The following is a 23,697-nucleotide window of genomic DNA, read 5'->3' on the forward strand; positions in this document are numbered from 1 at the left end:
AAGCGTCCTTCATTGCATGGGTGGCCGGGGCGGCGGTGCGAGGGTTGCGAAAGCCACTTTCGCAACCCTCAAGGTTGCGAAAGTGGCTTTCGCAACGTGCGGGGCTGGGTGCCGCGTCCTTCAGGCTCAGGCCGGGCAGAGGGTCCCGTCGACCGGCGCCTTCCCGTCGATCAGGAACGCCCGCGTCGCGTCCGCGACACACGGCGAGAGGCTCAGCGCCCCGTGCCCGGCGCCCTGCCAGGTGATCGTCACCGCGCTCGGCATCTGGTCGGCGGCCCGGCCGGTGCCCTGCTCCGGCGTGACCGGGTCGGTCGCGGTGCCCGCGACGAGGATCGGCGGCGCGCCCGGGGCTCCGGCGGGCGGGAGCGGTTCGCGGCGCACGGGCCACGGGCTGCACCACGCCAGTTGCTGGGCGGCGAACACACCGAACTGCGGGTGCTTGTCGCGCAGGGTCGTGGTCGCGCGCGTGAGTTCTTCGGCCGAGAGCCGGGTCGCGCTGTCATTGCATTTGGTCGCGATCGTGCCGTCCAGCCGCGACGGCCGCGCACGGGAATCCTTCAGCACGGGTTCGGCGAACGTGGCCAGCGGTGTGACGTCGCCGGTCTGCGCGGTCTTGAGCGCTTCCGCCAGTTCGACCCAGCGTGAGCGCTGCGCGAGCCCGGAGTAGATGGCGTACATCGCGATCCCCGGCGTGATCTGCGCGCCGTCGGTGGTCGTCGCGGGGGCGGAGCGGAGCCGGTCCGCGACGGCGGTCACGGCCGAACGGGCGTCACCGATCGGGCAGCCCCTCGCGATGCAGTCGGCGCCGAACGCGTCGAGGGTGGCCTGCGCGCTCGCGGCGACGGACTCCTGTACGGCCGCGGCGTCGGGTGCCGGGTCGGGCAGGCCGTCGAGCATCATGCGGCCGACCTGTGCGGGGAACCGCACGGCGTATTCGGCGAGGACCTTCGAGCCGTCACCGCGGCCGAGCGCGTGCAGCTTGTCCAGCCCCAGTTGCTTCCGGAGTTCTTCGAGGTCGCCGGCGGCGCGCCAGCTGTCCATCGCGACCTGCGAGTCGTCCAGTTCGATGGCGCACTGCTGACCCGCCCGGCGCGCCGCGTCGACGACGCCTTCGAGGTCGCCCGCGGCCGGGTCGCCGCCGAGCAGGTCGGTGCGGATCTCCGCCGGGATGCACTGCACCGGCGCGGACGTCCCCGTCCCGCGCCGGTCCACACCGATCAGGGAGAACTTCTGCAGGAACTCGGGCGGTAGCGTCGCGGCCAGCCGGGCGGCGTACAGCGAGCCCGGCTCACCGTCGACGTCGTTGACCACGGCGAGCGGGATCGGCCCGCCGCCGGTCTTGACCACCGACAGCCGCGACAGGCCGCGGCCGGGCAGGTCCGGCGCGTCGAGCGTGGTGGGCACCCTGGCGCAGGAGAACTTCAGCGTGTCCGGCACGGACGGCTGGCCCAGCCGCTGCCGGGTCGCCTCGTCGCAGTCCTCCCAGTCGATCGACGGCGACCGTGGTTCGGTGAGCGGCGGCAACGGCACCTGCTGCGCCGTCGTCGTGCCGCCGGGGTCGGGTTTGCCGTCGTTGTCGATCACCGCCGGCCGTACCGACGGCCCGGCGGTGCAGCCCGCGAGCACGGCCGTGACCAGGGTCGTCATCAGGATCAGCCGTGGCCTGCGGCGGACGGTGCTGGCGGGGCGCACGGGCTGGTCCTCACTTTCCGGGCATGACAAAGCTCGTGGACGAGCTTCGCAGGTGACGTGTCAGGCCCCGGTTAGCGGGTGCGTTTCACTTCGCCCCGGAACACCGCGTCCAGGTCGTAGCGGGCGACCTCGTCGAGCTGGGCGTAGGTGCAGGAGTCCGGTTCGCGGTCGGGACGCCAGCGTTTGAACTGCGCGGTGTGACGGAACCTCGACGGGTATCCGCCTTCCGTGTGCTCGTAGCCGACCTCGACAACCTTCTCCAGCTTCAGCGGCACCCACGGGGCTTCCTTGGACTTCCACCGGGTGATCCCGCCGGGGATCCGCTGCTTCTCCCGCACGTTGTCACCCAGCCAGGGGTGATCGGCGCCGTCGGTGATCAGCGGCGCCAGCTCCTCGGCCAGTTCACGCCGCCGGGTGACCGGGAACGAGCCGACGACGCCGGGATGGTGCAACACGCCGTTCTCGTCGTAGAGCCCGAGCAGGAACGAGCCGACCATCTCACCCGGTTCGCCGTCGACGTGCCAGCGCAGCCCCGCGAGCACGCAGTCGGCGGTGCGCGAGTGCTTGTACTTCAGCAGCACGCGTTTGCCGGGGCTGTACGGCTCGTCGAGCGGTTTGCCGATGACGCCGTCGAGCCCAGCGCCCTCGAACAGTTCGAACCAGTGCCGCGCGATCGCCGGATCCGAAGTGGCGGGCGTCAGGTGGATGCCGTCGGAGGCCAGCTTCTCCAGCCGCTCCCGTCGCTTCGACGTGGGTTCGTCCAGATAGGACTCGTCGCCGAGTGCCAGCAGATCGAACGCGACGAACTCCGCCGGGGTCTGTTCCGCCAGCAGCTTGATCCGGCTTTCGGCCGGGTGGACCCGGTCGGTGAGCGCGTCGAAGTCCAGCTTCCCGTCCCGGGCGACCACCAGTTCGCCGTCCAGCACGATCCGCTCGGGCAGCGCGGCCTTCAGCCGCTCGACGACCTCGGGGAAGTACCGGTTGAGCGGCTTCTCCGAGCGCGATTGCAGCGTCAGCTCGTCACCGTCGCGGAACACCAGGCAGCGGTACCCGTCCCATTTCGGCTCGAACAGCAGCCCGCCGGAATCGGGGATCGCCTTCGCCGGTTTGGCGAGCATCGGTTTGACCGGTGGTGTCAACGGAAGCGGCATGACGGTCATTCTTGCCGTATCGACGCGGTCAGCGCACCCGTTGCGGTGCCGCCGTGTCGAGTTCGATCCGGACGGCGGTCGGCAGCACGCCGACCCCGAGCGATTCCCGCGCGCGGGCCAGCACCGTGCTGTCGAGCTGCTCCCAGACCCGTTTCAGGTCGGTGCCCTCGCTCAGCCAGAGCGTGATCCGCAGCGCCGGGTTCTCCTTGTCGCCGACCGCGCGGACCCTGGCGCGTCCGACCCCGTCGACGGTCTCGGCGTCGGCGCGGACGGCCTCGGAGATGGCCGAAGAGGTCACCACGAGGTCTTCGTCGAGTTCGAGGTCCGGACGGCCTTCCGGGCGCAGCGACCGGAAGAACCACCACAGTCCCAGCCACAGCAGGAGGACGCCGAGCACGATGGCACTGATCCGGGCGGCGGGCGCGTGCTGGGACAGCCAGTCGAGGGCGATCGGGTCGACGAGCGGCCGGTTCGCGCGGTGCGTGCCGAGCCATCCCGCGCCGACCACGACCACCGCGGCCCCGCCGAGCAGCACGAGGAGTCCGATGAGGACGGTCAGGGTGCGTTCCGTGCCGGTGGACCGGCCGAGTGCCTTGGCGGAGACCGAACGGGTCATCGGCGGTCCTTCGGGGAGTCGACGACGACCGACACCTTCGGCCGCCGCACCAGGGGGACGTCTTCGAGCAGACCGGTGACCGTCTCCAGCAGCCGCGGTCGCAGCTCGCCTTCGGTTTCCAGCCTGCTCGTCGCGCGGACACGGATCTTCTTGGCGGTGGCGGTGACCTTCGCACCCGCGACGTTTTCCTGCGCGCGCACGGTCACGCCCACCAGCCTCGCCAGTGAACGCGGCGAGGTGGTCACGCTGACTTCGTTCGCCGGATCGGTCAGCCGGATGGCGCGCCGCCCCGCCGAGGCCGCCGCCAGGATCAGCAGCAGCCCCACGACCGCGACGGCGATCGCGAGGTACCGGACCGACGAAGCGTTCCAGGACAGTTCCGCGAGCCTGTCGCGCCAGCCGTCCCACGGGACGAACAGCGGTCCGCGCCCCGGCCGCCACCAGCCCCAGCCGACCTCCAGCGCCAGCAGGACCCCGGCGGCGGCCAGCGCCAGCCCGATCAGGGCGGACAGCAGGCGGACGAACAAACGCATACCGGTGCTCCTTTAGCTGTCTGGGTGAACCCGCGTCCGCGATCGACGTCGGCAGGGCGCGACCTGGTCTTCCAAGTCGCGCCAGGTGCCAAAGGCGCCCTGCCACCGCGATAGCGGGGCCTTCGGCCGGGCGGGTTCACGCGTTTGGCCATGATCCGGACACAAATTCAGCTCCGCCAACGGGCGCGCTAGCGGACGCGGGGCGCGATGTCGGGCAGGAGCGCGGAGACCGTCACCGAGACGTCCCGGACCCGGTACGAGGTGATCCGCTCGACCTCCTCGGTGACCCTGGTGCGCAGATCGCCGACGATCCGCCGCACCGGCGCCGGATAGTGCAAAGCCACGTCCAGCACGAGGTCGACGTCGTTGCCCTCACCGCCGACCTTCGCGCTCGCGCCGTGGGTCCCCAGCCCGAGCCCGGCGATCCGCCGCTCGGCGCGGGTGGTCCCGTCGACCTGGTCCGCGGCGTGCTGCGCGATCTTGCGGACCACGGCGGGCGCGATGGTGAGGGTGCCGCGATCCTCCGGTTCGGGCGGGACGGTCATTTGTCGCGGCCCCGGCCGAACAGATCGCCGAGGTCGAGTTCGCCGTCGAGCACCCGGCCGAGGACGAGGCCGATGACGCCGACGGCCAGCGTCACCAGGAACGCGGTGAACCCCTGGGTCGCGGCGAGGCCGAGGATGAGGCCGGCGAGCAGGCCGGTCTGGGTCCCGTTCATCACTCGACCCGCGAGGTCTCGGTCTCGCCGCCGTTCTCGTCGGGCAGGTGGATGTCGTTGACCGCGATGTTGACCTCGATCACCTCGAGGCCGGTGATCTGCTCGACCTGGCCGATCACGTTGCGGCGCACCGCCCGCGCGACGTCGACGATGCGCGCGCCGTACTCGACGACCACGTCGAGGTCGATCGCCGCCTGCTTCTCGCCGACCTCGACCGAGACACCGGACGTGGTGACCGTGCCGGAACCGGGGATGCGCTCACGGATCGCGCCGAAGGCCCGCGAGACCCCGCCGCCGAGCGCGTGGATCCCGGTCACCTCGCGGGTGGCGAGCCCCGCCACCTTCTGCACCACCACCGACGAGATCGTGGTCTTGCCGGCGGCTCCTTCCTCGTTGAGGGACGACCCCGTGACCAGGGTGTCGGGCTTGCTCGCGCTCGGCTGCGCCATGAAGTTCGCTCCTTCTCGGCCTGTGCCGCGCGACCTGCGCGCGCGGCGCTCCCTACGCTCTCACCGACCTGGACACGCGCGCATGCCGAGCCGTCACGCGATGTCCCCCGAATGGGGTAATCAGTTCCGGGATTCAGTCGGGGTGCACGTCGACGACGTGCACGTTGATCGCGGGCGGGGCCGACCCGAGCTGGCCGGTCAGTGCCGCGCCGACCCGGCGGCGCAGGACGTCCGCGACCGTCGCTTCGACGCCGAACCGGATGGTGACCAGCACCTGCAGCACGTCCTCTTCGAGTGCGACGGCCGAAACGTGGACCCCGCCGAGGTCACGGCCGATCTCGGCGGCGAGCTTCCTGGTCATCAGCACCAGCGCCCGTTCCGACACCTGGGTCTTGCCGCCGGCCGAAGGCAGGTCGAGCGGGGCGGTGGTGTGCTTGCCGCGGACGCCGCCGACCGAGCGGAGCACCCGTTCGACGAGTCCCGGCGGCGTCGGCACCGGACGGCTCGCGGCGGCGCGCACCTGCTCCCACCGGGGGTCCTCACGCGGATCCTCGCTCATCACCGTTCCCCGGATCGGAAGTTGTCACCGAGTTTCGCCAGCAGCGCGACCCTGGCGCGGTGCAGGCGGGCGCGCAAAGCGGGCACGCTGACTTCCAGAACCTCGGCCACCTCGTCGTAGGTCATCCCCTCGAATTCTCGCAGAATCAGCGGGATCCGCTGGCCGACGTCCAGTTCGGCGATCGCGCGCAGCACCGTGCCGACCTGCTCGGCGCTCACCACGTGACCCTCCGGACCAGGCACGACACCCGCGTCGCCCTCGTCGAGCGGCACGGTCGGTTTCCGCCGCCGGACCTGCCCGAGCGCGCCGTTCGTCGTCACCCGGTAGAGCCACGTGGACACCGCGGACTCGAACCGGAACCGGGGCAGCGCGCGCCACGCGGAGAGCCAGGCCTCCTGGACGACGTCCTCGGCTTCCGACGTGCTGCCGGTGATCCGCAGCGCCACGCGGTACATCCTGGCCGTGTGCCGCCGGACCAGGGAGTCGAAGGCGCCGTGGTCCCCGGCGGCGGCGCGGGCAACCAGTTCTTCGTCCGAAACCGGCGCGGCCTCGTTCACCCGCTCTCCCGGCGGCGATAGCGCAGCATGGTGAAGCCGTCTTCGAAGAGCGCGGACGCGAGGTCCATCCGGCGCGGTTCCGGGGCAGGACGGCCGTGGGCGATCCGGCTCTCGCCCGCGCCGGCCAGCAGCGGGGCGACGGTCAGGCACAACTGGTCGACGAGGTCGGCCGCGATCAGGTCGGCGAACAGCGTCGGCCCGCCCTCGCAGTCGACCCGGCGCAGCCCGCGCTCACCCAGCAGGTCGAGCGCCCGGTGGAGGTCGACGTCCTCGACTCCCGCGACGTGCACCTCGGCCCCAGCACGCTGCAGCGCGGCCCGCGGCGCCTTCTCGGTGGTGATGACGATCGGCGGGACCTTGGTGTCGGTGAACAACGGGCCCTCGGGGTCGAGTTCACCGGAACGGGTCACCACCGCGATCGGCGGGACCTCGGACAGCCCGAGCGAGACCCGGCGGGCCGCGCGTTCGGGACTGACGCGCGCACCGCGGTAGCCCTCGGCGCGTGTCGTGCCGGCACCGACCAGGATCACGTCGGAAAGCAGTCGCCCCAGCAGGAAGATCCGTTTGTCCGCGGGGTGCGAAAGCCCCTCGGACAGCTCGTCGACCGCCGCCGCGCCGTCGGCGGAGCTGACGAAGTTGACCTGGACCCAGGGACGGGTCAGGCCTTCCGGGTACCCGTAGAGCCGCTCGAGGTCCGCGTCGGAGACGGGTTCCGCCGGTGTCGTTGGCCACAAAAGCTGCACACCGACATCCCAGCACGCGTCCGACGGCACCGCTGAGCGGGGGATACGCCCGGCCAGGGAGGGTGAACGGCCGACGCCGGTGCCGTTACCCTCGGCGAATGCCCGCCCGCCTGATCGATCGCCGTCCGGAGCTGTCCGCCGACGAGCTGATCACCGCGCTCGTCCCGCCGCCCCGGTTCGACGCGGTCCGGTTCTCCACCTACGTGCCCAACCCGGACGAGCCGAGCCAGGCCGAGGCCGTCGTCACCTGTGGCGCGTTCGCGAAGCGCGTGGCGGAGGCGTCGAACCGGAAGCCGAAGTCGAAGCTGCGCGCGTTGTTCGGCGGCGGGGACGAGGCGCCGTCCGGACCGATGGGGCTCTATCTCGACGGCGGTTTCGGCGTCGGCAAGACGCACCTGCTCGCTTCGACGTGGCACGAGACTCCGTCGCCCAAGGCGTACGGGACCTTCGTGGAGCTGACCCACCTCGTCGGCGCCCTGGGTTTCGCCGAGGCGGTGCGGCGGCTCTCCGAACACCGGTTCCTGGCGATCGACGAGTTCGAACTCGACGACCCCGGCGACACCATGCTCGTCACCCGGCTGCTGCAGGAGCTCATCTCGGCGGGCGTCTTCGTGGCGGCGACCTCCAACACGCTGCCGGACAAACTCGGCGAGGGCCGCTTCGCCGCGGCGGACTTCCTGCGCGAGATCCAGTCGCTGTCCGCCCGGTTCGGCGTCTGCCGGGTCGACGGCCCGGACTATCGCCACCGCGGCCTGCCGGACGCGCCGCCGCCCGCGACCGCGGAGGAGCTGGAAGCCTCCGCCGCCACACATCCCGAGTCCACTGTGGACGATTTCGACGCGTTGTGCGAACACCTCGGCGGGTTGCACCCTTCGCGCTACGGCAGGCTTCTCGACGGCGTGACCCGGGTGCATCTGCGCGACATCCACCCGGTTCCCGACCAGAACGTCGGACTGCGGCTGGTCGCCTTCGCCGACCGGCTCTACGACCGCGCGATCCCGCTGGTGGTGTCGGGCGAGCCGGTGCCGGACCTGTTCACCGAGGAGATGGTGAACGGCGGCTACCGCAAGAAGTACCTGCGAGCCGTCAGCCGTCTGACGGCACTGGCGCGCGACGCCGTGCAGCCCAGGTGAGCAGCACCCACGTCGCGCAGACGGTCGCGACGGCGAACAGCGTGCCGCCCACCACGTCGGTCAGGTAGTGGTAGCCGAGGCCGATCATGCCGATCGTGACCCCGCCGAGCACCACCGCGCCCACGACCGCGATGACGGCCGTCGCGACCCCGGGGCGGGCGAGCAGGACTAGCACGGTCAGCACCGCGACCAGCGCGACGGTATGCCCGCTCGGGTAGGCGAGGTAGGTGTACTTCCAGCGGTCGAAGAGCGGTTTGAGCACCCAGGTGTTCGCGAGGATCGCGACGAGCGGGCCCACGATGGTCAGCACCGCTTCGAGCCGTCGCCCGCCGATCAGGCAGAGAACGGCGGCGAGGACCGCGACCGGGATGAGGACGTAGGCCTCGGTCGGCAGCACCAGTAGCCGGAGAAGGCCGGTGTCGCGGCCGAAGCTGCGCTCCACCCACTTGACGGCGAGCTCGTCGGGGCCGGAAAGGCCTTCGCCCGAGACCAGCATCCCGAGCACGACCATGATCACCGCGCAGGTGACCGCGACCAGCCCGTACGGTGCTCTTCCGCTCATCCGGCGAGATTACGGGACGGGTGATCAGTCACCATGCAGGGACGGCTCGCGAGGACGAAGGGGCTTTCGATGCGGATCAGCGTGGTCGGTGGCGGCGTGATCGGGCTGAGCTGCGCGCACCGGCTGGCCGGGGCCGGGCACGACGTCACGGTGCTCACCGACGCCGGACCGGGGGAGACGACGTCGGCGGTCGCCGGTGGCGTGCTCTTCCCGCCGTTGGCGGCGAACTCCCGCCGGGTCGATCGCTGGACCGCGGCGAGCGTGCGGGAGTACCGCTCGCTCGGCGCGCCCGGGATCCGCATGATCCGGGGGACCTACCTCGTCCCGCACGAGGCGCCGGTGCCGTCGTGGGCGTTCTCGATGCCCGGCCTCGACCACGAACCCGGACGGCTCACCTTCACGACCGCGGTGGTCGACACCCCGGTGTATCTCGCCTGGCTCGCCGACGAGGTCGCCGCGCTGGGCGCGCGCATCCAGCGCCGCACCGTCACGCGACTGGACGACCTCGACGTGGATCTCGTGGTGAACGCGGCCGGGCTCGGCGGCGGGCGGCTGGCGGGGGACGGCACCGTGGTGCCGGTCGGCGGCCAGGTCGTCCATCTCGCCGATCCGGGGCTGACCGAATGGATCGTCGACGGGGCCACCCCGGTGCTGCGGCACGTGATCCCGCACGGACGGCACGTCGTCTGCGGTGGCACGCAGGAACCGGGGCGCGACTCCGTCGAGCCCGATCCCGGAGTGACCGCGGACATCGTGCGGCGGTGCCGGGAACTCGTGCCCGCGCTGGCCGACGCGCCCGTGCTGGGGGCGAAGGTGGGGCTGCGGCCCTTCCGGCCCGAGGTCCGGCTGGAGCGGGAAGGGCGTGTCGTGCACTGCTACGGGCACGGGGGCGCTGGGATCACCGTGGCCTGGGGATGCGCGGACGACGTCCTGGCCCTGATGTGACCCCCCCGCCTGGCGCCGGCCGCTTCCGGTGCCGAGCTGAAGTACATGAAGGGGTCCTTCACGGCGCTAGGCGCAAGGAAGGGGTCCTTCATGTACTCGGGAAGGTTCCCTCACGGACAGTGCGCCGACAGCGCAAGTAGGTGACGAATTGCGCTGTCGGCCCTCGCAAGTAGGTGACGAATTGCGGTGGGTCAGAGAGCGGCGAAGGCGGCGAAGTCCGCTTCGGTCTGATCCGCGTAGCGCACGGCGTAAGCCCCGATGGCCTCGTCGAGGTCTTCGTCGTCCTCGAAGTACCCCGCCAGCATCCGCGGATGCAGTGACCGCGCGTGCGCCCGCGCCAGCAACGCGCCCGCCAGTCGGCCGTAGTCGTCGAGGTGGTCCTTCTTCAGCTCCGCCGGATCGATGTCGCCCTTGAGGTTCCGGAACTGCCGCACGATGTACGGCACGCCGTCGATGGTGGTCCAGCCGAGCAGGATGTCGGTCTCGGCCTGCACGAGCCGCGCGCCCTCGACGATCCGTCGGCCCTCGTGCTCCGGCGAAGCCAGCCCGAGATACGGCGCCAGTGCCGACGGGTTGGCCTGTTTCACTTGCAGCACAAGGTCTTCGCCCGAGTTTCCGTGCAGCAGCGCGACGTAGCTGCGCAGCCCGACGCTGCCGGTGCCGACCACCCGGAAGGCCACATCGGACACCCGGTACCGCGAGATCAGCGTCCGCCGCGACTCGCGCAGGGTGTCCACATAGGACACCAAACCGGTGACGACCGCTTCCGCCGTCGCGTCGTCGACGTGCGTGAGCACCGGCGGGTCCTCGACGAACCGATGCCGTTCGAGGCCGGTCTCGTGGTCGTCGATCCGCCGGGTCCATTTCGCGGTGACCTTGGCGCTGGTGTTCTTCCGCGCCTTCTCGGCCGCTTCCTCGAAGTCGTCGATCAGATCGTGCGCCTTGACCTCGCTCAGCACCGACGCGTCCGGCAGCGCGTTCCACGACCGCAGGAACGGCAGTTCCGCCAGCCCCCGGATGGTGCGCCGGTACGATTTCACCGCGTCTTCGGCGGCCTCACGGCAGCCCGATTCGCCGATGCCGCCTTCGCGTCCGGCCAGTACGAGACTCGCGGCGAGCCGTTTGAGGTCCCATTCCCACGGGCCCGGCACGGATTCGTCGAAGTCGTTGATGTCCATGACGATCTGGCCTTCTGGCGTGCCGTACAGCCCGAAGTTCGCGGCATGCGCGTCCCCGCAGAGCTGAGCCGTCAGCCCGGACGACGGCGTGCCCGCCAGATCCGCGGCCATCAGCCCGGCCGCGCCGCGGTAGAAGGTGAACGGCGACGCGAGCATGCGCTCGCGCCGCAGTTCCACCAGTTCCGGCAGACGGCCTTCGTTGCTTCGCGTGAAGAACTCCGCCACGCTCGGCCGACCGTCGCCGGCCGCCGCGTGATCGTGCGCGGCCGTCGGCGCCTCGGCTCGCAGCGCCTTGCCCCTGGCGGACCAGTCCTCCGGTGACACCGTGTCGGTGCCGACCAGTGGCCGCTCCACCCATTCCCGCTCGTCTCCCATGGACAGGCAACGTACAGCCCGCCCGAAAGGTTCACCGGGTCCTGACGACCTCCGTGATGGCGTCGATACCGCGGTCGAGTTCCTCGCGCGTGATCACCAGCGGCGGCGCGATCCGCAGCGTGTGGTCGTGCGTCTCCTTGCACAGCACGCCGCGTTCGGCCAGCGCGGTGGACGCCTCCCGGCCGGTCGGCCCGCCGGGCGCGATGTCGATCCCCGCCCAGAGCCCGCGCCCGCGGACCTCGGCCAGCCCGTTGCCGACCAGTTCGCCGAGCCGCGAGTGCAGGTGGGCGCCCAGTTCCCGCGAGCGCTCCTGGAACTCGCCGGTCTTCAGCAGCCCGACCACGGCCCGTCCGATCGCGCAGGCGACCGGGTTCCCGCCGAAGGTCGAGCCGTGTTCACCCGGTCGCAACACGCCGAGCACGTCCTTGCCGCCGACCACGGCCGACACCGGCATGATCCCGCCGCCGAGCGCCTTGCCCAAGGTGTAGATGTCGGCACGGACGCCTTCGTGGTCGAGCGCGAGGACGGTGCCGGTGCGGGCGAGACCGGACTGGATCTCGTCGGCGATCAGCAGGACGTTGTGCTCGTCGCACAGCCGCCGCGCCTCGGCGAAGTAGCCGGTGGGCGGCACGATCACGCCCGCCTCGCCCTGCACCGGTTCCAGCAGGATCGCGGCGGTGCGTTCGGTGATGGCGTCGCGCAGCGCTTCGGCGTCGCCGTACTTGACCGTGACGAAGCCGGGGGTGAACGGGCCGAAGTCGGCGCGCGCGGTCTCGTCGGTGGAGAAGGACACGATGGTCGTCGTCCGGCCGTGGAAGTTGGAGCCGGCGACGACGATCTCCGCGGTCCCGTCCGGGACACCCTTGACCCGGTACGCCCACTTCCTGGCGATCTTCACCGCGGACTCGACGGCTTCGGCGCCGGAGTTCATCGGCAGGGCCATCTCGGTGCCGGTCAGCTCGGCCAGCTCCTTGCAGAACAGCCCGAGCTGGTCGTGGTGGAAGGCGCGGGAGGTCAGCGTCACCCGGCCGAACTGGTCGACCGCGGCGGCGATGAGCCCGGGGTGGCGATGCCCGAAGTTCAGCGCGGAATAGCCGGAGAGGAAGTCGAGGTAGGTCTTGCCCTCGACGTCGGTGACCGAGGCGCCCTCGGCGGTGGCGATCACCACGGGCAGGGGGTGGTAGTTGTGCGTGCTCCACTGCTCGTCGAGCGCGATGAAGTCGGCGGTCGTCATGCGTTCAGGTTAGATGCCCATCCGTCTGCTTTCATCCGGGAAACGTTGCTTTGACCCGTTGTTCGTTGCGTATCGACTCCTTCGGGTGGCGAAATCGTGCATCGGCGTACTCGATCACCGCAGGCGCGGGACCCGGACCGCGGTTATCGTCGCCGGATGGCGAAAAAGGACACCGTCTCCGTCCGGGACACGCTGCGGATCGGCAAGGGGACCGAGCGGCACCATCCGGGCTCGTTCCCGATCGGGCCGCACAAGAAGCCCAAGGGGCTTAAAGACCTCGCCGACGCCGGTGGCAAGCTCGCCAACCTGCAGGAGGCCCTCTACGCGGAGGGCGTCGGCGGGGGAAACCGCAGCGTCCTGCTGGTCCTGCAGGGGATGGACACCTCCGGCAAGGGCGGCACGGTGGGTCACGTCCTCGGTCTGGTCAACCCGATGGGCGTGCGGTACGCGGGGTTCAAGAAGCCGACCGCGACCGAGCGGCGTCATCACTATCTGTGGCGGATCCGCAAACAGCTCCCCGTGCCGGGGCAGGTCGGCGTCTTCGACCGCTCGCACTACGAGGACATCCTGGTCCCGCGGGTGCAGAAGCTGGTGCCCGCGACCGAATGGCGCAAGCGCTACGCCGAGATCAACGCGTTCGAGAAGGAGCTGACCGACGCCGGAACGACGATCGTGAAGGTCTTCCTCGACATCTCGCCGGAGGAGCAGCTGAAGCGGCTCAAGGCGAGGTTGGAGACCCCGGAGAAGTGGTGGAAGTACAACCCCGCCGATCTCGACGCGCGTGCCCAGTGGAACGACTACCAGAAGGCCTACGCCGACATCTTCGCCAAGACCTCCACGGTGGCCGCGCCCTGGTACGCCGTCCCTGCCGACCGCAAGTGGTACCGCAACTGGCTGGTCGCGCGGCTGCTGATCGAGACGATCGAGGAGATGGACCCGAAGTTCCCTCCTGCCGGCTTCGATCCCGAGACGGAGATCGAGAAGCTGGAAGGCGTTGGCGTCTCCGGTTGATCGTCTGAGAGAGTGCGGACGTGACCGACACCAGCCTCGAAGATCTCCCGTTCCTCCGCCGCCAGGCCCGGACCCAGCGCTTCACCCTCGGCGCGCCGAAAGAGTTCAAGGTCGCCCCGGACGGTTCCCGCATCCTGTTCCTGCGGTCCGAGTCCGGCACCGACCCCCGGCACAGCCTGTGGTCGTTCGACGTCTCGTCGGGTGAGGAAACGAAGCTGGTCGACGCCGCCGAACTGCTGCCCGGTGAAGAGGACCTGCCGCCCGAGGAGCGTGCCCGCCGCGAGCGCAGCCGGGAGACCGGTGGCGGCGTGGTCGGCTACGCGGTCGACGACGCCTTCACCGTCGCCGCGTTCTCGCTTTCGGGCAAGCTCCACACGCTCGACCTGGCCACCGGCGCGGTGGCGGTGCTGGTCGAGGGTTCGGTCGTCGACCCGCGGCCCAGCCCGGACGGCGCCAGGGTGGCCTACGTCCGCGACCGGCGGTTGCGGGTGATCGAACGCGCCACCGGTGAGGATCGCGTGCTCGGCGGTGAAGACAGCGAAGACGGCGAGGACATCGCGTGGGGGCTCGCGGAGTTCATCGCGGCCGAGGAGATGGGCCGCACCCGCGGCTACTGGTGGGCTCCGGACGGGAAGAGCCTGCTGGTCGAACGCTCCGATCGCGCGAACGTGCCGCGCTGGACGATCGCCGATCCGGCCAATCCGCAGTCGCCGTCCAACGTCGTCGCGTATCCGGCGGCGGGCACCACGAACGCGGACGTGACGCTGGCGATCCTCGGGCTCGACGGCTCACGCGTCAACGTCGAGAAGACGGACTGGGAGTACCTCGCCGCGGTGCACTGGTCGGCGGCAGGCAAGCCGCTGCTGTCCGTGCAGTCGCGTGACCAGCGGAAACTGGAGACCCAGGCGGTCGACCCGGCGGACGGTTCGGTCGAAGTCCTGCACACCGAGACCGACGAGCACTGGGTGGAGCTCGCGGCGGGCGTCCCGGCATGGACCACCGATGGCCGCCTGGTCCGGGAGAGCGCCGTCGACGGCGACCACCGGCTCGTCGTCGACGGGGTCGCGGTCACCCCGCCCGGACTGCAGGTGCGGTCGGTCCTGCACGTCGGCGACGAGGTGTTGTTCAGCGCGTCGGAGGCCGATCCGACGCAGATCCACGTCTTCCGCACCGAAGGCGGCGAGCTCCGCCGTCTGTCCACTGAGGACGGTGTGCACGTCGGCTCCGGGAACACCTCGCTGACCGTGCTCTCGTCGTGGAGCCTGGAGCGCAGCGGCCCGGTGGTGACCGTCGTCTCCGGCGAGAAGACGGTGGCGCGTATCGGTTCCTGCACCGTCGACCCGGACGTCGTGCCGAACCTGACCTGGCTGACGCTGGGGGAGCGGGGCCTGCGTGCCGCGCTCGTGCTGCCGACCGGATACGAGGAGAGCGAAGGCAAGCTCCCGGTGCTGCTCGACCCGTACGGCGGCCCGCACGCCCAGCGTGTCCTGCAGACCCGCAACGCCTTCCTGACCCCGCAGTGGTTCGCGGACCAGGGTTTCGCGGTGCTCGTCGCCGACGGGCGCGGGACGCCGGGCCGGGGTTCCGCGTGGGAGAAGGAGATCGCGGGCAAACTCGCCGACGTCACCCTCGCCGACCAGGTCGACGCCCTGCACGCGGCGGCCGCGCTCCATCCGGAGCTGGATCTGGAACGGGTCGCGATCCGCGGCTGGTCCTACGGCGGCTACCTGTCCGCGCTGGCCGTGCTGCGCCGTCCCGACGTCTTCCACGCCGGTGTCGCGGGCGCGCCGGTGACCGATTGGTCGTTGTACGACACGCATTACACGGAGCGTTATCTCGGGCTTCCGCAGGAGGAAACGGCCGCGTACGAACACAACTCGCTGATCGCCGGCGCCGGCGACCTTTCGCGGGCGCTGTTGATCGTGCACGGACTGGCCGACGACAACGTTTTCGTCGCCCACTCGTTGCGCCTGTCGTCGGCCTTGCTGGCCAAGGGACGCGCGCATGTGTTCCTGCCGCTGGCAGGCGCGACGCATATGACGCCGCAGGCCGAAGAGGTCGCGGAGAACCTGATGCGCACGCAGGTGGACTGGATCGTGCGTGAGCTGTCCGGTGCCGCGGTCAAGAGCGAGGAGAACGCATGAAACGGTGGGGCATCACCATTCCGCTGACCGGGGTGCCGCTCGCGGCGCACGAGGAGCTGGTGCGGGAGCTGCCGGACCTCGGCTACACCGACGCGTGGTCGGCCGAGACGGCGGGCAACGACGCCTTCACCCCGCTGGTGCTGGCCTCGCAGTGGGCGCCGCGGTTGCGGCTGGGCACCGCGATCGTGCCGGTGTACACGCGCGGGCCCGGGCTGCTGGCGATGAGCGCGGCGACCGTCGCGGAACTGGCGCCCGGCCGGTTCGTGCTCGGCATCGGCGCGTCGTCGCCGGTGATCGTGAAGAACTGGAACGCCGCCGAGTTCGAGGCCCCGTTCGCGCGCTCCCGGGACACTCTGCGGTTCCTGCGGTCGGCGCTGGCGGGGGAGAAGGTCACCGAGGAGTACGAGTCGTTCTCCGTCAGCAAGTTCCGGCTGGAGCGGCCCGCCGACCCGCCGCCGTCGATCATGCTCGCCGCGTTGCGGCCGGGAATGCTGCGGCTGGCCGCGAAGGAGGCCGACGGCGCCATCACCAACTGGCTCGCCGCCTCCGACGTGCCGAAGGTGCGGGCCGAGATCGGTCCGGACACCGAGCTGGCCGCGCGGATCTTCGTGTGCCCAACCGAAGACAAGGCCGCCGCGCGCGGCCTCGGCCGGATGCTCATCTCGAGCTACCTGACCGTGCCGGTGTACGCGGCGTTCCACGAATGGCTCGGCCGCGGCGACGCGCTCGCGCCGATGCACGAGGCGTGGGCCGCGGGCGACCGGCAGAAGGCGAATCAGGTCATCCCGGACGAGGTCGTCGACGACCTGATCGTCCACGGCAGCCTCGACTCCTGCCGCGAGCAGGTGCAGTCCTATGTGGACAACGGGCTGACGACGCCGATCATCGCGCTGCTGCCGACGGGGGAGGATCCCTTCGCTCAGGTGCGGGGTCTGGCTCCGCGGTCCTGATCGCGTGTCACCGGCTGCTATGAAGGACGCTTTCATTGCCAAATTTGCAATGAAAGCGTCCTTCATAGCGTCCCCTAGGCGGTCCTGAAGAGCTCGTCGTAGCGCGAAGCCATCATGTGCGACCCCTTGATCTCCGAGGTCGTCGCCGCGTCCAGGACGCCGACCTCCTCGGCGTAGGTCGCGCCCCCGGAAGGTCCGAGCGGCAGCGAGATCATCGGCCCGCCCGGGCTGTGGGTCCGCAGTTCGCCGCCGTCGATCAGCGCCCGGATGTTGGCCACGACGACCTCCGCGTGGTCGCCCGCCACCTTCGCCAGCTTTCCTTCCGGCAGCGCGGTGATGTCGCCGAGCGCGAAGACGCGCGGCTGTCCCGGAAGCCGCAGGTCGGGTGCCACGTCCACCTGCCCGTTCGCCTGCCGCGCCGCCGCCAGATCGCCGGAGAGGTAGGCGGTGTGCGGAGCGCCGCCGTAGCACTGGAACCACAGGTCGGCGGTCACTTCGCCGCCGCCGGTGAGTCCCGAGGTGAACGTCTTGGCCTGCCCCGGTTCCGAGACCGGGGGCTCGGTCAATGAAGTGCCGAGCAGGAGCTCGACGCCCAGTTCGTCGAGCTGACGGCGGATCTCCGTGCGGAACTCCTCCGGGAAGCCGGGCAGGATCTCCTTCGCCGGGTCGACGATCGCCACCGCCTTGTCCGGCCACACCGCCTTGATCTCACCCGCCAGTTCGAGGCCCACCGGGCCGGCGCCGAGCAGCAGCACCTTGTCCGCGCCCGCGAGTTCCTCCCGGGTGGCACGGATCTTCGCCTTCGCCGACGCGCTGTCGTGGAAATCGATCTTCGCCGGGAACGGGTACGCCGAACCGGTAGCCAGCACGACGTAGTCCGGGGTGAGCCGCTCGCCCGACGCGAGCGTGACGCCGTCCTGGTCGACGCTCACCGCGCGGTCGCGGAGCACTCGCCCCCGTTCGAGAAGCCGGGCGTACGGGTAGAAGAGCCGATCCGTCCACTCGGGATCGACGAGCCCGCGCAACGCGGCCACGTGGTGGACGAAGTCCTCGCGTGGCTCGACGAGAACGACGTCGGCGAACGAGTCCAGCTCCTTGGCGACGGTGGTGCCGCCGTATCCCCCGCCGATGACGGCCACGGTCGTGGTCATGAGATCCCCTAGTTCGTAGTGCGTAATGTTCGTACTGCGAACTACAGTAGTTCGTACTCCGAACGATCGTCAAGTAGACTCCGGTCATGACCACGGCCGAAGACCTCGGATTCGCGACGGCGCTGGTGCGGCTTTCGCATCTGGTGCAGCGGGCCTTCATCGACGTCGGCCGGTCGCACGACCTCACGCCGCAGCAGGCGCAGCTGCTCTGCGTGCTGGCGCAGGGGGAGTCGGGCGTCGGGATGACCGACCTCGGCAAGATGCTGAACCTCGAGAAATCCAGCGTCACCGGCCTGGTGGACCGGGTGCAGCGGCGCTCTCTCGTCGAACGGGTCGCGGATTCCGGTGACCGCCGCGCGCTGAAGATCACGCTGACGGAAGAGGGCCTCCGGCTCGCGAACGCCGCGCACGAGGGTGTCGTCGAGAAACTGGAGGAGATGGCGGCCGATCTCCCGGCCGAACAGCGTGAGGCGGTCGCGGCGGCCGTGTGGCGGATGGCGCCCGAAGACTGATTCAGGTCCAGATCGCGTCGGCGAGCAGGAGTCCCGCCGCCGCGGCGCCGATCCCGGCGACCATCGTGACGCCGACGTTCAGCACGGCCCGCGAGGGCGTCTTCTCGGTGAAGAGGCGCAGCGTTTCGTAGCCGAAGGTCGAAAAAGTGGTGAGCCCGCCGCAGAATCCGACGGCCACCAGTGAGCGGATCCCGTCCGGCTGGCCGCCGTGCAGTGCCCAGCCGGTGAGGACCCCGAGGATCGACGAGCCCACGACGTTGACCGCCAGCGTGCCCCACGGGAAGGCGGTACCTCGCCACGCTCGCAGCCGAAGATCGGTCAGGAAACGGATGATCGCACCGAAACCGCCGCCGAGCGCGACGAAGAGAACGGTCATTTCTTCACCGCGCGAGTGATCTCGTGGCCGGCGTAGACCGCTACCAAAGCGGCCGCCACCGTGCCGGACGCGTACGCCAACCCGGTGAACGGACGCCCGTTCGTCACAAGATCGAGTGTGTCCGTCGCGTACGTCGAAAACGTGGTGTAACCGCCCAGGATCCCGACCCCGAGGAAGGGGCGCAAGAGCCGGTGCGGGTCTTCCGCCGCGGTCAGCAACGCCATCAGGACACCGATGAGCAGACAGCCGGAAACGTTGGTGGCGAAGGTGGAAAGCGCGAACTGGCCACGGGAATGGGGGATCGCGACCGACAAGCCGTAGCGGGCGAGGCTGCCCAGCGCGCCACCCGCGCCGACGACCGCGAGCACGTCCCATCGCGGGCGGGGAACGGATGCCGCATCAGCCATGGATGGAAGCTTAGAACCGCTGTCCGGGTGAACTCGCGCCGCGGTGTCGAAGATCGCTCGCCAGGCCGTTTTTCCCTTCTGGACAGTGAATTTTCACGAAACGTGTCGTAGGCTCGGTGGCGCTCCAGGCCGATTTTCGGTCCGTCCGCTCGTCTGAGAAAAAGGTGGCAGGATGGCACAGGAACAGTCAGGTACGCAGGCTCCCGACAGCGGTTTGCTGCTGGAGGTCGAAATGATCCCGACCGCGGTCGACCGCGGGAAGGCCAACGGCGCGGCCGCCGACAACGACGGCAACGACGGCTGAGTGCCCGAAACGCCGACGCTGGCTGACCTCGTGGCTCCGCTCGGGGTCAGCCAGTTCTTCCAAGACGTCCAGGGCGAGACCTATCGCCGCTTCGAAGGCCGCGCGGGCCGCTTCGCCGACCTGCTGCCGTGGCCGGCGCTGAACGCCATCCTCCGGCAGCATCGCCTCGAGTTCCCGAGGCTGCGCCTCGCGCTCGACGGCACCCCGGTGCCCATGGAGAGCTACACCGATCTCGTCCCCACCCGCCGCAGCGGCACCGTCCCGCGGCTGCGAGCCGCTCCGTTCACCGAGCAGCTCCGCGGCGGCGCGACGATGGTGCTCGACGCCATCCAGGAACTCAGCGACCCGATCGGCGACCTCGCCAGGGGGCTCGAACACGACCTCCGCGAGAGCGTCCAGGTCAACCTGTACGCGGGTTGGGGCGTGACCCACGGCTTCGACGTGCACTGGGACGACCACGACGCGTTCATCATCCAGGTCGCCGGCCGCAAACGCTGGCGGATGCACGGCCCGACCAGGCCCGCTCCGCTGCACCGCGACGTCGAACAGCCCGAGCGGCCCGGTGAGCCGATCGACGACTTCATCCTCGAAGACGGCGACGTCCTCTATGTCCCGCGCGGGCACTGGCACGACGTCACCGCGGTGGGGGAGATGTCACTGCATCTCACGCTCGGATTCAGTCCGGCCACCGGGATCGACCTCGTGTCCTGGCTTGCCGACAAGCTCCGGGCGAGCGCCGTGTTCCGTCAGGACCTCCCGAGGTTCGGGACGGAGGGAGAGCGGGCGGACCGTGCCGCCGCACTGCGCGCGGAACTGGAAGCCACGCTGACCGCCGACGTCCTCGACAGGTTCCTCACCGAGCGCGACTCGTCCGCCCCGGCGCATCCGCGTGTCGGGCTGCCGTGGGCGGCGACCTCCGGGCTGTTGCCGGACGGCGACGAGACCGAGGTCCGCTTCCTCGTCCCACGGGCGGTGCTCGAAGAAGGCAGCGCCCGCGATGACCGGGTGACCCTGCTCGCGGACGGCAAACGGTTCGTCTTCGCGGGCGCCGCGGCCCCGCTGCTGAAGGCGCTGCTCGACGGCACGCCGCAGGCGGTCAAGCGACTCGCCGAACTGTCCGAACTCGATCGAGGGACCGTGCGGACCTTCCTCGGCGAGCTCACCACGCAGGGGCTCCTCTCGATCGGCTGAAAGTCACAGGGGACGAGAAGTGTGAAGGGAGCCCGGGCGGGGTAAGCTAAGGCATGCCTAAGGTGAAGTCCGGAGCGGTCGGCCGATGACCGCTCAGCTCTCGGACACCCCAGCGCCGCCCGCCGCTTTGCCGGGCTGCGCCACTGTCGCGCGCATGCTGGGCGCGAACCCCGCCGGCACCGCGGCGGACATGCGCTGCTGGCTGCTCGTCGAGCAGCCGGGCCCCTGGCCCGCGGACGCGCTGGAAAACGTCCTCGACGAGGCATTCCCCGCCGAGCGCCGTGAGCTGCTCGAGAACTTGAGACGGTCCCACGGGCTCCGCCCGCTGCTGATCCGGCGCCCCGGCAAACATCGTCGCGACCCGGATAGCCCTCGCTCCGTCTACGTCGGCGGAGGTGAACCGGGTAACCGCTGGCTGGAACGGCTGGAGATCCGCGACCTGGGTGAACTGGCCGAACTGGACCTCGAAGCGGTCGCGGACGGCACCGGCGGACTCGGCATCCGGGTGGCCGGGCCGCTGTTCCTGGTCTGCACGCACGGCACCAAGGACATGTGCTGCGCGGTGCTCGGCCGCCCGCTGGCCTCGACGCTCAACACCAATCACCCCGGCAGGGCCTGGGAGGTCAGCCACGTCGGCGGTGACCGCTGGGCGGGCAATCTCCTGGTGGTCCCCGACGGTTTCCTGCACGGCCAGCTCAACCCTGCCGAAGCGGCGCTGGTCGCCAAGGCGGCCCTGCGCGGCCAGGTCGAGCCGGAGCAGCTTCGTGGCCGCACATCCGCCCGGACGGCGTGGGCGCAGTTCGCGGAGATCGCGCTCCGGCGGCAGCTGGACCTGCCCGGTCTGGACGACGTGCTCGCCGTCCAGGAGGAGCCGCTGCTCGAATCCGACGCGCGGGTGGTCACCGTGCGCGGCGGCCAGGACTTCTACTCGGTGACGGTGCGCCGCCGGTCGGCGACGCCGCGCGGGGAGAGCCGGTGCGCGGGGCTGATCCAGCCCGCCGGGTACGTGACCGAGGAGATCACGAAGCTCTGACGGCGCAAGTAGGTGACTACTTGCGCCAAGATCACCCGTGTTCGAACGTCTGTTTGACACCTGTCTAGAACATGTGTTCGACTGGCTCGGTGCGATGGGATCGACAGCGGGCGGACGGCGGCGAGCCGGTGCTGCCCGGATTGGACGGGTTGCTGCGCTCTGTGCGCACCCCCGGGTTCGACGGCGTCACCTTTCACGAGGTGCACGCCAAATCCGTGCTGAACAAGGTGCCGGAGGGGTCGGGTGTCCCGTTCGGATGGACGGTGAACCCGTATCGCGGTTGTTCTCACGCGTGCACGTACTGCCTCGAAGGCGGGACGCCGGTCCTGATGGCCGACGGCCGGACGAAGGCGCTGGCGGACCTGGCGCCGGGCGACGCGATCTACGGCACGCGCGGACGCGGCGCGGGGCGACGGCTGGTGCCCACGGAGGTGCTCGCGCACTGGTCGACGCTGAAACCGGCGTACCGGCTGACCCTCGAAGACGGAACGTCCATCGTGGCCAGTGGCGACCACCGGTTCCTGACCGGCCGCGGCTGGAAACACGTCACCGGCACCCGGTTCGGCGCGGCACAGCGGCCGCATCTGGTCGGCGGCACCGAACTCGTCGGCGTCGGCCAACTCGCCCGCACCCCGGACGACACCCTCGGTTATCGCGCCGGGTACCTGTGCGGGATGTTGCGCTCCGGCGGCTTCTCGGCCGAGAAGGACGCCGCGGACCGCGCGCTGAGGTATCTGCCCGATTTCGGCGCGTCGGTCGGTTTCGTGCAGGTGCCGCCTTCGCCGGATGCCCATTGGCGGCGCGGCTTCCTGGCCGGGCTGTTCGATCTCTCCGGGAGTTACCGGCACGGCGCGCTGCGCGTCACCCACGACGAGCAGGACATCGTCTCGACCTTCTGCGCCGCTCTCGACAACTTCGGCTTCCGTTACGTCAAAACCGAAAACGCCAAGTTTAGTCCGTTGTGGACGGTGCAGCTGCTCGGCGGGCCGTCGGAGGAAGTGCGGTTCTTCCATCTCTCCGATCCGGCCGTCGGCTGGAAACGGTCGCTGGACGGCCTCGTCATCGGCCGGACCAGGCGAAAGGTGACGTCCATCGAACCGCTGGGCATCGAGCTGCCGCTGTTCGACATCACCACCGGCACCGGCGACTTCATCGCCGACGGCATGGTCACGCACAACTGCTTCGCCCGGAACACCCACACGTACCTGGACTTCGACGCCGGACGCGATTTCGACACGCAGGTGATCGTGAAGGTCAACGCGCCCGAGGTGCTGTCCGCGCAGCTGCGGCGGCCGAGCTGGACCCGTGAGCATGTCGCGATGGGCACGAACACCGATCCCTATCAACGCGCCGAAGGCCGGTACAAGCTGATGCCGCGCATCATCACCGCACTGGCCGATTCGGGTACGCCACTGTCCATCCTGACCAAGGGCACCGTGCTGGCCAGGGATCTGCCGTTGCTGGAGTCGGTGTCGAAGGACGTGCCCGCCGGGCTGGCGATCTCACTGGCGCTGCTCGACGAGGACCTGCAACACCGCCTGGAACCAGGGACGCCGAGCCCGCGGGCGAGGCTCGACCTGATCCGCAAGGCGCGGGACGCCGGGCTCCCGTGTTCGGTGCTGGTCGCCCCCGTGCTGCCGTATCTGACCGATTCGGTGGAGGCGCTCGACGCCTTGTTCTCACGGCTGGCCGAGGCCGGCGCCACGCGGGTCACCGTCCTCCCGCTGCACCTGCGGCCGGGCGCGCGGGAATGGTTCGCGCGCTGGCTCGGCCGGGAACATCCGGAGCTGGTGCCGAAATACCGCGAGCTGTATGCCCGCGGTGCCTACCTGCCGAAGTCCTATCGGGAGCGGCTGGGCGCGCGCGTCGGTCCGCTGCTGCGGCGTCACGGCTTCGGTTCCCGTGCGGATGACGGGGACCGAATGCAGGTGACGATGCCCGTGCAGCGTTCGGGAGAGGCGGTGATCCCGGCGGCGGAGCAGCTCAAATTGCTGTAAACGGCCGGTCGGGTGGGTCGTGAGTGTTTTGGGTCGTTTTGGCGAGCCTCCTCTTAGGTACCTACTGCGTGACCTGCGGCGCTTCTTGCGTGATGCCTGGCGAGCCTCGGCCCAGGCTGAGGCGGGCCGGTGTGTCGTGAAGGGCCCCTTTGAGACCTTCGACGTCTCAAAGGGGC

General features: G+C 70.3%; 26 protein-coding genes. 10 read left to right on the plus strand and 16 right to left on the minus strand.

What is annotated here, in order from left to right; translation table 11 throughout:
- Positions 1-126: 126 nt before the first annotated feature.
- From DL991_RS02080 to DL991_RS02125, 10 genes are all read right to left on the minus strand, one after another.
- Positions 127-1,692 (minus strand): alpha/beta hydrolase, encoded by a 1,566-nt coding sequence (locus DL991_RS02080; RefSeq protein WP_125780368.1) that lies wholly within the window; start codon positions 1,690-1,692, stop codon positions 127-129.
- A 71-nt stretch (positions 1,693-1,763) separates the two neighbouring features.
- A complete protein-coding gene (locus DL991_RS02085) occupies positions 1,764-2,843 on the minus strand; it encodes an ATP-dependent DNA ligase (RefSeq protein ID WP_125780370.1) in 1,080 nt (359 codons plus the stop codon).
- A gap of 28 nt (positions 2,844-2,871) precedes the next feature.
- Positions 2,872-3,459, minus strand: coding sequence for an alkaline shock response membrane anchor protein AmaP (locus tag DL991_RS02090; protein ID WP_125780372.1), 588 nt, complete (start codon positions 3,457-3,459; stop codon positions 2,872-2,874).
- Positions 3,456-3,992: a DUF6286 domain-containing protein gene (locus tag DL991_RS02095; RefSeq protein ID WP_125780374.1), complete on the minus strand. Its 537-nt coding sequence runs from the start codon at positions 3,990-3,992 to the stop codon at positions 3,456-3,458. The genes DL991_RS02090 and DL991_RS02095 overlap by 4 nt, the downstream gene beginning before the upstream one ends.
- A gap of 188 nt (positions 3,993-4,180) precedes the next feature.
- Positions 4,181-4,537 carry an Asp23/Gls24 family envelope stress response protein gene (locus tag DL991_RS02100; RefSeq protein WP_125780376.1) on the minus strand — a complete coding sequence of 119 codons (357 nt, stop codon included), beginning with the start codon at positions 4,535-4,537 and terminating at the stop codon, positions 4,181-4,183.
- Positions 4,534-4,710, minus strand: coding sequence for a hypothetical protein (locus DL991_RS02105; RefSeq protein WP_005157087.1), 177 nt, complete (start codon positions 4,708-4,710; stop codon positions 4,534-4,536). Before DL991_RS02105 ends, DL991_RS02100 begins: the two co-directional genes overlap by 4 nt.
- The gene (locus tag DL991_RS02110) at positions 4,710-5,159 is read right to left on the minus strand and encodes an Asp23/Gls24 family envelope stress response protein (protein ID WP_125780378.1); all 450 of its coding nucleotides are present in this window, start codon (positions 5,157-5,159) and stop codon (positions 4,710-4,712) included. The genes DL991_RS02105 and DL991_RS02110 overlap by 1 nt, the downstream gene beginning before the upstream one ends.
- A 133-nt stretch (positions 5,160-5,292) precedes the next feature.
- Positions 5,293-5,718 carry a hypothetical protein gene (locus tag DL991_RS02115; protein WP_125780379.1) on the minus strand — a complete coding sequence of 142 codons (426 nt, stop codon included), beginning with the start codon at positions 5,716-5,718 and terminating at the stop codon, positions 5,293-5,295.
- Entirely contained in the window at positions 5,718-6,275 is a 558-nt protein-coding gene (locus DL991_RS02120; protein WP_125780381.1) for an RNA polymerase sigma factor, read from the minus strand. The genes DL991_RS02115 and DL991_RS02120 overlap by 1 nt, the downstream gene beginning before the upstream one ends.
- Entirely contained in the window at positions 6,272-7,018 is a 747-nt protein-coding gene (locus DL991_RS02125) for a pyrimidine reductase family protein (protein ID WP_125780383.1), read from the minus strand. The genes DL991_RS02120 and DL991_RS02125 overlap by 4 nt, the downstream gene beginning before the upstream one ends.
- A 98-nt stretch (positions 7,019-7,116) precedes the next feature.
- Here DL991_RS02125 and zapE point away from each other — a divergent pair, with 98 nt between their 5' ends.
- Complete coding sequence (zapE, locus tag DL991_RS02130; protein WP_125780385.1) at positions 7,117-8,151, plus strand: cell division protein ZapE; 1,035 nt, start codon at positions 7,117-7,119, stop codon at positions 8,149-8,151.
- On the opposite strand, the gene DL991_RS02135 is transcribed toward zapE, so the two are convergent.
- Positions 8,105-8,713 carry a phosphatase PAP2 family protein gene (locus tag DL991_RS02135; RefSeq protein ID WP_125780387.1) on the minus strand — a complete coding sequence of 203 codons (609 nt, stop codon included), beginning with the start codon at positions 8,711-8,713 and terminating at the stop codon, positions 8,105-8,107. The two genes, zapE and DL991_RS02135, sit on opposite strands and share 47 nt — an antisense overlap.
- 69 nt (positions 8,714-8,782) lie before the next feature.
- Between DL991_RS02135 and DL991_RS02140 the strand changes: the two genes are divergently transcribed.
- Entirely contained in the window at positions 8,783-9,658 is an 876-nt protein-coding gene (locus DL991_RS02140; protein WP_125780389.1) for an FAD-dependent oxidoreductase, read from the plus strand.
- Between the two features lie 191 nt (positions 9,659-9,849).
- On the opposite strand, the gene DL991_RS02145 is transcribed toward DL991_RS02140, so the two are convergent.
- Positions 9,850-11,211, minus strand: coding sequence for a DUF2252 domain-containing protein (locus DL991_RS02145; RefSeq protein ID WP_125780391.1), 1,362 nt, complete (start codon positions 11,209-11,211; stop codon positions 9,850-9,852).
- Positions 11,212-11,242: 31 nt separating this feature from the next.
- On the minus strand, positions 11,243-12,445 hold the full coding sequence (rocD, locus tag DL991_RS02150) for an ornithine--oxo-acid transaminase (RefSeq protein WP_125780393.1): 1,203 nt from the start codon (positions 12,443-12,445) through the stop codon (positions 11,243-11,245).
- A gap of 156 nt (positions 12,446-12,601) precedes the next feature.
- On the opposite strand from rocD, the gene DL991_RS02155 reads away from it, so the two are divergent.
- Genes DL991_RS02155 through DL991_RS02165 form a run of 3 tightly spaced genes read left to right on the plus strand, consistent with a single transcriptional unit; the run spans position 12,602 to position 16,550 of the window.
- Positions 12,602-13,456: a PPK2 family polyphosphate kinase gene (locus DL991_RS02155; protein WP_125780395.1), complete on the plus strand. Its 855-nt coding sequence runs from the start codon at positions 12,602-12,604 to the stop codon at positions 13,454-13,456.
- Positions 13,457-13,476: 20 nt separating this feature from the next.
- The gene (locus DL991_RS02160) at positions 13,477-15,600 is read left to right on the plus strand and encodes a prolyl oligopeptidase family serine peptidase (protein ID WP_125780397.1); all 2,124 of its coding nucleotides are present in this window, start codon (positions 13,477-13,479) and stop codon (positions 15,598-15,600) included.
- A complete protein-coding gene (locus DL991_RS02165) occupies positions 15,597-16,550 on the plus strand; it encodes an LLM class F420-dependent oxidoreductase (protein ID WP_125780399.1) in 954 nt (317 codons plus the stop codon). The genes DL991_RS02160 and DL991_RS02165 overlap by 4 nt, the downstream gene beginning before the upstream one ends.
- A gap of 74 nt (positions 16,551-16,624) precedes the next feature.
- Here the strand turns inward: DL991_RS02165 and DL991_RS02170 are convergent, their stop codons facing one another.
- On the minus strand, positions 16,625-17,701 hold the full coding sequence (locus DL991_RS02170; RefSeq protein ID WP_125780401.1) for an NAD(P)/FAD-dependent oxidoreductase: 1,077 nt from the start codon (positions 17,699-17,701) through the stop codon (positions 16,625-16,627).
- A gap of 86 nt (positions 17,702-17,787) precedes the next feature.
- Between DL991_RS02170 and DL991_RS02175 the strand changes: the two genes are divergently transcribed.
- A complete protein-coding gene (locus DL991_RS02175) occupies positions 17,788-18,213 on the plus strand; it encodes a MarR family winged helix-turn-helix transcriptional regulator (RefSeq protein ID WP_125780403.1) in 426 nt (141 codons plus the stop codon).
- A gap of 1 nt (position 18,214) precedes the next feature.
- Here the strand turns inward: DL991_RS02175 and crcB (DL991_RS02180) are convergent, their stop codons facing one another.
- Together crcB (DL991_RS02180) and crcB (DL991_RS02185) are read right to left on the minus strand one after the other, a co-directional pair.
- Positions 18,215-18,589: a fluoride efflux transporter CrcB gene (gene crcB, locus DL991_RS02180; RefSeq protein ID WP_125780405.1), complete on the minus strand. Its 375-nt coding sequence runs from the start codon at positions 18,587-18,589 to the stop codon at positions 18,215-18,217.
- Entirely contained in the window at positions 18,586-18,996 is a 411-nt protein-coding gene (gene crcB, locus DL991_RS02185) for a fluoride efflux transporter CrcB (RefSeq protein WP_125780407.1), read from the minus strand. Before crcB (DL991_RS02185) ends, crcB (DL991_RS02180) begins: the two co-directional genes overlap by 4 nt.
- Before the next feature lie 172 nt (positions 18,997-19,168).
- Between crcB (DL991_RS02185) and DL991_RS43695 the strand changes: the two genes are divergently transcribed.
- From DL991_RS43695 to DL991_RS02200, 4 genes are all read left to right on the plus strand, one after another.
- A complete protein-coding gene (locus DL991_RS43695; RefSeq protein WP_255431246.1) occupies positions 19,169-19,300 on the plus strand; it encodes a hypothetical protein in 132 nt (43 codons plus the stop codon).
- Complete coding sequence (locus tag DL991_RS02190) at positions 19,301-20,491, plus strand: cupin domain-containing protein (protein WP_125780409.1); 1,191 nt, start codon at positions 19,301-19,303, stop codon at positions 20,489-20,491. It abuts the gene before it with no gap.
- 85 nt (positions 20,492-20,576) lie between these two features.
- Positions 20,577-21,524, plus strand: a complete 948-nt coding sequence (locus DL991_RS02195) for a sucrase ferredoxin (RefSeq protein WP_125780411.1) — start codon at positions 20,577-20,579, stop codon at positions 21,522-21,524.
- Positions 21,525-21,613: 89 nt separating this feature from the next.
- Positions 21,614-23,521, plus strand: a complete 1,908-nt coding sequence (locus DL991_RS02200; RefSeq protein ID WP_199753789.1) for an intein-containing Rv2578c family radical SAM protein — start codon at positions 21,614-21,616, stop codon at positions 23,519-23,521.
- The last annotated feature ends 176 nt before the right edge of the window (positions 23,522-23,697 follow it).

The organism is Amycolatopsis sp. WAC 01375 (genome assembly GCF_003947325.1).
In the GTDB taxonomy this organism is placed as follows: Bacteria; Actinomycetota; Actinomycetes; order Mycobacteriales; family Pseudonocardiaceae; genus Amycolatopsis.

Bases quoted from the DNA above. Each gene is read 5' to 3' on its own strand.
- DL991_RS02155 (WP_125780395.1), top strand. From the start codon at position 12,602: ATGGCGAAAAAGGACACCGTCTCCGTCCGGGACACGCTGCGGATCGGC.
- DL991_RS02135 (WP_125780387.1), bottom strand. From the start codon at position 8,713: ATGAGCGGAAGAGCACCGTACGGGCTGGTCGCGGTCACCTGCGCGGTG.
- DL991_RS02170 (WP_125780401.1), bottom strand. From the start codon at position 17,701: ATGACCACGACCGTGGCCGTCATCGGCGGGGGATACGGCGGCACCACC.
- DL991_RS02165 (WP_125780399.1), top strand. From the start codon at position 15,597: ATGAAACGGTGGGGCATCACCATTCCGCTGACCGGGGTGCCGCTCGCG.
- DL991_RS02085 (WP_125780370.1), bottom strand. From the start codon at position 2,843: ATGCCGCTTCCGTTGACACCACCGGTCAAACCGATGCTCGCCAAACCG.
- DL991_RS02100 (WP_125780376.1), bottom strand. From the start codon at position 4,537: ATGACCGTCCCGCCCGAACCGGAGGATCGCGGCACCCTCACCATCGCG.
- crcB (WP_125780407.1), bottom strand. From the start codon at position 18,996: ATGGCTGATGCGGCATCCGTTCCCCGCCCGCGATGGGACGTGCTCGCG.
- DL991_RS02175 (WP_125780403.1), top strand. From the start codon at position 17,788: ATGACCACGGCCGAAGACCTCGGATTCGCGACGGCGCTGGTGCGGCTT.
- DL991_RS02115 (WP_125780379.1), bottom strand. From the start codon at position 5,718: ATGAGCGAGGATCCGCGTGAGGACCCCCGGTGGGAGCAGGTGCGCGCC.
- DL991_RS02140 (WP_125780389.1), top strand. From the start codon at position 8,783: ATGCGGATCAGCGTGGTCGGTGGCGGCGTGATCGGGCTGAGCTGCGCG.
- crcB (WP_125780405.1), bottom strand. From the start codon at position 18,589: ATGACCGTTCTCTTCGTCGCGCTCGGCGGCGGTTTCGGTGCGATCATC.
- zapE (WP_125780385.1), top strand. From the start codon at position 7,117: ATGCCCGCCCGCCTGATCGATCGCCGTCCGGAGCTGTCCGCCGACGAG.
- DL991_RS02095 (WP_125780374.1), bottom strand. From the start codon at position 3,992: ATGCGTTTGTTCGTCCGCCTGCTGTCCGCCCTGATCGGGCTGGCGCTG.
- rocD (WP_125780393.1), bottom strand. From the start codon at position 12,445: ATGACGACCGCCGACTTCATCGCGCTCGACGAGCAGTGGAGCACGCAC.
- DL991_RS43695 (WP_255431246.1), top strand. From the start codon at position 19,169: ATGGCACAGGAACAGTCAGGTACGCAGGCTCCCGACAGCGGTTTGCTG.
- DL991_RS02145 (WP_125780391.1), bottom strand. From the start codon at position 11,211: ATGGGAGACGAGCGGGAATGGGTGGAGCGGCCACTGGTCGGCACCGAC.
- DL991_RS02110 (WP_125780378.1), bottom strand. From the start codon at position 5,159: ATGGCGCAGCCGAGCGCGAGCAAGCCCGACACCCTGGTCACGGGGTCG.
- DL991_RS02195 (WP_125780411.1), top strand. From the start codon at position 20,577: ATGACCGCTCAGCTCTCGGACACCCCAGCGCCGCCCGCCGCTTTGCCG.
- DL991_RS02105 (WP_005157087.1), bottom strand. From the start codon at position 4,710: ATGAACGGGACCCAGACCGGCCTGCTCGCCGGCCTCATCCTCGGCCTC.
- DL991_RS02090 (WP_125780372.1), bottom strand. From the start codon at position 3,459: ATGACCCGTTCGGTCTCCGCCAAGGCACTCGGCCGGTCCACCGGCACG.